At 39.7% G+C, this 6955-nt stretch carries 11 protein-coding genes and 2 pseudogenes; all 13 read left to right on the plus strand.

Going from position 1 to position 6955, the window contains the following annotated elements:
* The first annotated feature begins 16 nt into the window (after window positions 1-16).
* The 13 genes and pseudogenes from AYJ55_RS33830 (at window position 17) to AYJ55_RS20520 (ending at window position 6367) form a co-directional block, all read left to right on the plus strand.
* Window positions 17-385 (plus strand): hypothetical protein, encoded by a 369-nt coding sequence (locus tag AYJ55_RS33830; RefSeq protein ID WP_245677487.1) that lies wholly within the window; start codon window positions 17-19, stop codon window positions 383-385.
* Window positions 385-850 (plus strand): annotated as a pseudogene (locus AYJ55_RS20475) (DUF2824 family protein). Before AYJ55_RS33830 ends, AYJ55_RS20475 begins: the two are co-directional and overlap by 1 nt.
* A complete protein-coding gene (locus AYJ55_RS20480; RefSeq protein WP_063657748.1) occupies window positions 828-1436 on the plus strand; it encodes a lipase chaperone in 609 nt (202 codons plus the stop codon). The pseudogene AYJ55_RS20475 and the gene AYJ55_RS20480 overlap by 23 nt, the downstream one beginning before the upstream one ends.
* Before the next feature lie 11 nt (window positions 1437-1447).
* The gene (locus AYJ55_RS20485; RefSeq protein WP_063657749.1) at window positions 1448-2263 is read left to right on the plus strand and encodes a phage DNA ejection protein; all 816 of its coding nucleotides are present in this window, start codon (window positions 1448-1450) and stop codon (window positions 2261-2263) included.
* Window positions 2229-2636 (plus strand): hypothetical protein, encoded by a 408-nt coding sequence (locus tag AYJ55_RS20490; RefSeq protein ID WP_063657750.1) that lies wholly within the window; start codon window positions 2229-2231, stop codon window positions 2634-2636. The genes AYJ55_RS20485 and AYJ55_RS20490 overlap by 35 nt, the downstream gene beginning before the upstream one ends.
* Before the next feature lie 121 nt (window positions 2637-2757).
* Window positions 2758-3009: a hypothetical protein gene (locus AYJ55_RS20495; RefSeq protein ID WP_063657751.1), complete on the plus strand. Its 252-nt coding sequence runs from the start codon at window positions 2758-2760 to the stop codon at window positions 3007-3009.
* An 80-nt stretch (window positions 3010-3089) separates the two neighbouring features.
* Window positions 3090-3803, plus strand: a complete 714-nt coding sequence (locus AYJ55_RS20500; protein WP_063657752.1) for a hypothetical protein — start codon at window positions 3090-3092, stop codon at window positions 3801-3803.
* Window positions 3800-3922: a hypothetical protein gene (locus AYJ55_RS34890; protein ID WP_281181204.1), complete on the plus strand. Its 123-nt coding sequence runs from the start codon at window positions 3800-3802 to the stop codon at window positions 3920-3922. Before AYJ55_RS20500 ends, AYJ55_RS34890 begins: the two co-directional genes overlap by 4 nt.
* 106 nt (window positions 3923-4028) lie before the next feature.
* Window positions 4029-4151 (plus strand): hypothetical protein, encoded by a 123-nt coding sequence (locus tag AYJ55_RS34895; protein WP_281181205.1) that lies wholly within the window; start codon window positions 4029-4031, stop codon window positions 4149-4151.
* Window positions 4132-4887, plus strand: a complete 756-nt coding sequence (locus AYJ55_RS20505; protein WP_063657753.1) for a hypothetical protein — start codon at window positions 4132-4134, stop codon at window positions 4885-4887. Before AYJ55_RS34895 ends, AYJ55_RS20505 begins: the two co-directional genes overlap by 20 nt.
* Before the next feature lie 71 nt (window positions 4888-4958).
* A pseudogene (locus AYJ55_RS20510) lies at window positions 4959-5417 on the plus strand (phage head-binding domain-containing protein); the annotation flags it as partial.
* Window positions 5407-6009, plus strand: coding sequence for a hypothetical protein (locus AYJ55_RS31185; protein ID WP_187153347.1), 603 nt, complete (start codon window positions 5407-5409; stop codon window positions 6007-6009). The pseudogene AYJ55_RS20510 and the gene AYJ55_RS31185, both read left to right, overlap by 11 nt.
* Before the next feature lie 40 nt (window positions 6010-6049).
* Window positions 6050-6367, plus strand: a complete 318-nt coding sequence (locus tag AYJ55_RS20520; protein WP_063657756.1) for a hypothetical protein — start codon at window positions 6050-6052, stop codon at window positions 6365-6367.
* The last annotated feature ends 588 nt before the right edge of the window (window positions 6368-6955 follow it).

Raw genomic sequence — 6955 nt, forward strand, 5'->3', positions numbered from 1 at the left:
AAGTCTTGAGGTTCGGGTGCTTAATATTGAGAACGACGTTAACGGACTTAAAATAAAGATACAAGACTTGGATGGCAAAGTATCCGAAATTATCGTTGATTACGTCTCCTTGAGTCGAGTGACTCAGCAAAATTTATCATCATCCCTCAATGTCAACACTGCTTATTCCGTTAACGGTACAAAAGTGGTTGGTCAGCGTGTTATTGGATTTACTCCCGCTATCGGTACTCCATTGAAGAACGCTTTTGATGCAGATCAATCCTTCGCAATTGGAAAAAAGTATAAAAAAGATGAAATTGATGCATTGGCTAATGCATTAATCGCATCCCGCCAGCGCATCAAGGCACTAGAAGACGCGTTAAGATCGCACGGGTTGATTGACTGATGGAAATTAAAGTTATTGACAATATCCAACAATTCCAGCGGTTTTTTATGGATAAAAGCAAGATCGGTTATGCAATGGAAAATAACGGGGATTATCAATTAAAGAACAATCAGCTTTATGTGGGTGTTTATGAAGGGTTAATGCTGGTTGGTTTTTTTCAATAGAATTTATTCGCAACAAGTTAATTGAAATTCATCCTGTGTTTGATCCAGGTTTTCGAGGAAAATATGCATTAGAAGCCACAAAAAAATTTTCAAAATGGTTGGTGGATAATATCAATTTTTCAACCGTGATTACGTATGTTCCTGAAAAAACCCGTGGGGGAAAATTATTTGCAAATTAATGAACATGCGAAGAGTCGGTGTGATTGATAATGCATTAACGGCAGGTAATCAACAAATCAATATGACAATGTATCAGGTAACAAAAGAGGAGTTAGAAGATGGGTGGAGGCGGTGGGGATAACGGCGCAAGCGAACAAGCTAGGGCATCACGTGAAGCAATAGATCTACAAAGAGACCAATGGCAACGTGTAATGCAAAATTTAACGCCATACATGGGAGTCGGGGTGCCAGCGTTAAATCAATTGCAAAATTTGATGTCGCCAGAGGGACAGGCACAGGCATTGAACAATTTTTATAATTCGCAACAGTTTAATGATTTGGCTAGTCAAGCGAGGTACCAAAGTTTAAATGCCGCCGAAGCGACAGGTGGTTTAGGTTCGACGGCAACAGGTAATCAATTAGCATCTATCGCTCCAGCATTAGGGCAGAATTTTCTATCTAATCAGATGCAAAATTACGGTAATTTAGTTGGCATTGGCATGAATGCAGCAACCGGACAAGCTTCAGCAGGTCAAAATTACGCTAATAATGTCGGTCAATTATTACAGAACATTGGAGCAGCAAATGCGGCTTCGGCAAGTAGCCCTTCTGGATGGCAGAGAGCATTAGGTGGTGGCATGGCAGGAGCTGCAACAGGCGCAAGTATTAGCGGACCATGGGGAGCTGTAATTGGTGGTGGTTTAGGTGCACTGGGTAGTTTATTTTAATTGGAGTTTCTATGGCGGCGTTTCAACTTGCTGGATTACCCAGTATGCAAATATCGAATCAAACTGCGGGAGGGCTAGGATTGCCAGCAGTACCACAATATGCTGAACGTCCTAATACGGGTGTTATGCTTGCACAGGGTATAGGTTCAATTTATGACAATTTGCAGGCAAGAGAAAAACAGCAATCAGAAGCGGATTTTATGAAATCTTTCGGTGCGGCTTATGCGGCTAATGATCGCGACGCAATGAAGCAACTTGCTGTGGCTCATCCTGAACAAATTGAACGCATTCAAAAAGGGATGGGTTTTATTGACCAGGACAGAAATCAGGTTATTGGACAAGCAGCCATGGATTTGCGTCTTGCTGCAAAAAGTGGTGATCAATCACTGATGTCATCATTACAGAAAAATGCACCGATATTAAATCAGATGGGATTATCACCAGAAGAAGCATTTTTATCCTACAAGCAAGACCCAAAACAGTTTGATCAGATGACTGATTTAATTGGTATGCATGCATTGGGTCCAGAAAAATATTTTGATATTCAAGATAAACAAGAAGGTCGTGACATTGACAGAGGTAAACTTGCTGAAACAGAACGCAGCAACCGAGCAGGTGAGTCTTTAACAATGAGAAGTCAAAATATTTCTGCGCAAAATGCAGCCTTGGATAGAGAGATAAAAAGAGCAGAACTTGAGAACAAGAAACTTGATCGACAAGCACAAAATTCGACTAACGAATTGCGAAAACAAGCATTAGAGCAACAAATTGCGGCTAATCAACAAAAGATAGATGAAGCAACTGAAAAAAACGTGTCGCCCGATTAATGATAGAAAACGCATTGATACAATTAATGACAACGCAGACAGATTGGCACAACAAGCGCAAAGTATATTGGATAATCCCTATCTGGAATGGACGGTTGGGGCAGGAAGTATAATGCCAAATATTCCTGGTACTGTCAGAGCAGATTTAGCGGCACAGATTAGCAATTTGAAAGATCAAATAGGACTGCAAACATTAAGCTCAATGAAAGAATTGTCAGCCAATGGTGCCGCTGGATTAGGGAATACCACTAACCGAGAATTTGGTTCATTGCAGAATTCACTGGGTAATTTGAGTGAAAAACAGTCGCCAGAAGCGCTCAGAAAAACATTGCAGAATATTATAAAAACGCAAATACTAGCAAAAATAGGCTGAATGCTAACTTCAAGCAAATTTACCCGGATTTTAAGCAAGATGAGCCTAACGAAAAGATGAATGTTGATAGTTCAAATATTTCAGATGATGAATTATTAAATAAATATTTATCGAGGTAATCATGGCTATCAATGATTATTCAGAAGAACAGCTTTTTACTGCATTAAGAAATGCGGATTCAGCAGGCGATAAGACTGGCGCTCAACGAATTGCTGGATTAATTCAACAAAGACGATCTACTCAAAACCAAGATAGTAATCCTATTACTGAGGCAGGAAAAGGACTTTTGCAAACAGGTGTTAATGTAGCGAATATTATCCCTGAAATTGCCGATGCTTTTATGTCAGAGCTTCGTGGGCGGGTAATCAGTTAGGAATTGGCGATGGTACTTATACACCAACACAGCGATTAGAGTTACCTGATAATTTAAAACCACAAGATCCATATGCCAAATTGGGTGCTGAAATTGGGCCTTATCTTATTCCTGGTGTTGGCGCAGAAAGAACAGCAGCCGCATTAGGTTCTGTTACCAACGCGGGAAGACTGGAGCGTGGTGCAACTAAATTAGCGGATATGGTGGCTGAAAATAGTGTAGGGGCATTAGCACAGAATAGTCAGCGCGATAATGGCCAAAATTTAGCGACTGATTTGGGTATTGGGGTTGCTGGTAGTGGATTAACGAGAGCGATTACTCCGCTATTAGGTAAAGCTTATAATGCAGTTGTGCAACGTACAGCATCACCAGCATCAACTGAAATTAACACGGCAAATGATATTGTACAATTAGCCAGATCTGAAGCAGGACGAGAATCAATAGCAGAACAAGCCGCCAAAATAGATCCGGATGTTGCTAAAGCAGCTGATGTTACGGGTATTGACATTAATGCTTTAACGCCAGGTATGCGTTCAGGTAGTACAGGCATTGCGCAAACTGAAGGAGTTTTATCTTCAACACCAGGAATTGTGCAAGATGCTCACATGAAAGCATTTGATGAAATAAAAAGCAAGTTGAACAAAAACTTAGAGGAATTAGGTGCAGAATCTGGAACGGCATCAGAAAAAAGCGCAGCGATTAAAGGAAGAGTCATATCAAATCTAGATGAAATGAGAGAGGCAGAGTGGAAAGCCTGGAAAATGTTAGATCTACAATGCCAAATCAAAAGATGAAAATGGCTAATGCCAATGCGGTTGTTCAAGCTGAAAATTCTGCTGGCGTTCCTTTATCATCTGAAATGAAGCAATTTGTTTCTGCTTATAAAAAGGGGGAATTACGTTTGATGGCATGAAAGCATGGAGAGCTAAATTTTCTGATGCAGCAGAAAATATAGCCGTAGAGGTGAAGCAAATGCGGCCAGACGTGCTGGAGAAGTTAGACAAGCCATAACACAAGATATGCAGAAAATGGCACAACAGGGTGGTTTTCTTGAAGACTGGACGAAAGCTAATGAATTATCTAAGGCAAGAATAACCGCCCAAAAAGATGCTGAAGCTATTTTTGGAAGACCTATCAAATGATGCGCTAATCACAAAAGGCGTTTCTGCATTACAAAGCTCATCGAAAAAAGGTTTAAAAGATTTTCATAAAATAATGAAATCTGTTCCAAAGGATGAACATGAACCAACGATAGCATCAATATTGCAGGATGCAGCATCACAAGGTGTGAGAGGGGGTAAATCAGAAGGCGCGGGAATTTCACATATTGCTTCAATACTTACACCACAAAACATTAATGTGATTAGACAATATTCACCCGATCTTGGAAGACTGACAGAAGCTTATGGCTTATTAGCAAAAGCGGCGTCAAAACCTTTAAGAAGCATTGAACATACAGGAAGATCAGTTCCCGTCCTGAAAACGCTCAATGGTGAATTACCAAAAATATTACAAATTATTTCTGACCCACTCAAGAATAAAGCGGTTGGGGCTATTGCTGGCTATGCAGGAGCTGGAGTAACTGGTTCTGTATTAGGTTCTTTAGCGAGTTCTGCTTTGTATTCTGGTATTGCCAATTTAGCCAGTAAACGTAGTGGCAGATATGCAATAGAGAAAGCTATTCAGGAAGCAACTAAAGCGGTTAATGCTGGAGCGAGTCAATCAGCCATTGAAGCTGCTGAAAGACGCTTTGTTAAAAATAAAGCCGTAATGAGAGTACTTCGTGATACGCTGAGTCGTGAAGAGTTCCAGCAAATGGCCAGACTTGGGTTTGTTGCTACGATGAGTGGAATGACAAAAAGTAACAACAACGAATAACAATCCTATCTAAAAGTTTTATAAATCCCATTATTTAATAAATATACACCTCATTTCTATCTGGAGAAAAAATGTCAGATATTATGCCTAATGTTGTCGTGAGTATGCCAAGCCAATTATTCACCTTAAGAAGAAAGTTTGCTGCTGCAAGCAATGGTAAGGTTTACATCGGTAAAATCGATAGGGATCCCACCATCCCAGAGAACCAGATTCAGGTATATCTTGAGAATGAAGACGGATCACATGTCCCTGTTGCACAACCTATTATCATCAATCAAGCCGGCTATCCAGTTTACAATGGTCAAATTGCCAAGTTTGTCACAGTAGAAGGTCATTCAATGGTTGTGTATGACAGCCATGGTGCGCAACAATTCTATTTTCCAAATATTCTAAAGTACGATCCTGACCAATTTAAAGGTAAGCTTAAACAACCCGATGGTGCATCAATGATAGGTGTCCAGCCATCGGGTAATCTGCAACAGATGTTGCATTATGTTACGCCTGAACAATTTGGTGCGATTGGTGATGGTAATGTCCACGCCGCTATCTGAGCGATTTAAGACATTAAAAGAAGCACAAACGGTTTACCCTCACGTAACTTCATTAGATCAAACCATTGACTGGGCGGCATGCCAAGCAGCAGAGAATTATGCTAGAGGGAAGACAGAAGTTAATTGTCCTTCATATGCTCAATATCATTTTAAATTCGACTATTTAAGCATAGGTGTAAATTCAAAATGGAAAGCTGGAATCAACCCACAAACTGACTCTGGAGGCACAACAATAAAGCGTACCATTAATGTCGTCTCACCGCCATTCGGACAAGACTGCTTCGTAAGAGTAATGAACGCTACAACAGCAGGTAGTGCAGATGAATTTATACGCGGAGTGGTTTTCAAAGGATTTAAGCTTACGTATGGATTACCAAGAAGATCTCCCACTAAGAGTACTGGCAGAATCGGATTACATCTTAATTATGCTATTAAGGCTGAAATAGACGTTACCGTCAATGACTGTGAGTATGGGGTATTTGGATATTCATGCTGGGGAACAAAAGGTACAATTCGCATAGACTCATGTCATAAGGGTTTTTTATGCAGATCCCGTGACACCAACGCCTGAGAATCTTTCTCCTCCAAATAATAGAAATACAAGTTTTAATTTGCGAGTAGAAATTGATGCGTGTCCTTTTGGCCTTGTATTGAGAAGTTGTGGTTATTCTGAATTTACTGGCTATATTGAGGGAGCAGTTGTAGGTCAGGGGAACTATGATAGTACAAACGAGACAGCAATTGCGGTGACAATGTTGAATGGTGATGGTAATAACATGAGGTTAGGAATTGAAGCATGGGAAGGAATTCACGTACTCTTGCAAAATGCTGCTCTTGAGATATCAGAGTCATTTGCACAGCAAAAAGATATAGTTAATTCAACGGGGAAAAATGGCCCTGGCATTCGATGTCATTACTTACAGGTATGAACAGCCTTAACAATTCCATCTGGTAATAATTCATTGTTTTATTCTATGTCTCATGGACGATTAACTGTCAAAATTTAAAATGGATGCATCAAGGGAGGTCTTCAATTCGGCATATCTTAGTTATCAAGATTCATCTAGTGGGGTACTTTTCTTTAATACAGGTATTTATACTGGCGATTTCGAAGACTATCACCAAATAATTGGGTGAATATAGACGTAATTAATGATAAATATTTAGAGCCCTGCTTTTTGCCTGATTCGGGTACAGCATACAGATACTTAGGCAAAGGAATGTGTATTATGAAAGGTTGGAAACTTAAACCCGTTAACCCAGATGGACGAGTATCCATAGACGCCCCGAAGGATTTAAAATCATTGATTTTGATGTTCACACTGTGATTTCTAGTCAATCACAGCTACAAATGCAGCTCCAATAGGTGTAGTATCTAACACTGATTCACAAATAGTTTTACAAACGCCAATAAATTCAGTTGGATTTTCAGTTTCATATAAATTAATCTTAGAAATTAATAAGTAAATGAGTTATTAATGAATCCGTGGTGATTAAATATTTTTATGTCATATATA

It is taken from the genome of Candidatus Arsenophonus triatominarum (assembly GCF_001640365.1).
Lineage (GTDB): Bacteria > Pseudomonadota > Gammaproteobacteria > Enterobacterales > Enterobacteriaceae > Arsenophonus > Arsenophonus triatominarum.

Excerpts from the sequence above, each read along its gene's own strand:
- AYJ55_RS20490 (WP_063657750.1), top strand. The coding sequence starts at position 2,229 with ATGAAGCAACTGAAAAAAACGTGTCGCCCGATTAATGATAGAAAACGC.
- AYJ55_RS20480 (WP_063657748.1), top strand. The coding sequence starts at position 828 with ATGGGTGGAGGCGGTGGGGATAACGGCGCAAGCGAACAAGCTAGGGCA.
- AYJ55_RS34890 (WP_281181204.1), top strand. The coding sequence starts at position 3,800 with ATGAAAATGGCTAATGCCAATGCGGTTGTTCAAGCTGAAAATTCTGCT.
- AYJ55_RS20485 (WP_063657749.1), top strand. The coding sequence starts at position 1,448 with ATGGCGGCGTTTCAACTTGCTGGATTACCCAGTATGCAAATATCGAAT.
- AYJ55_RS20495 (WP_063657751.1), top strand. The coding sequence starts at position 2,758 with ATGGCTATCAATGATTATTCAGAAGAACAGCTTTTTACTGCATTAAGA.
- AYJ55_RS34895 (WP_281181205.1), top strand. The coding sequence starts at position 4,029 with ATGCAGAAAATGGCACAACAGGGTGGTTTTCTTGAAGACTGGACGAAA.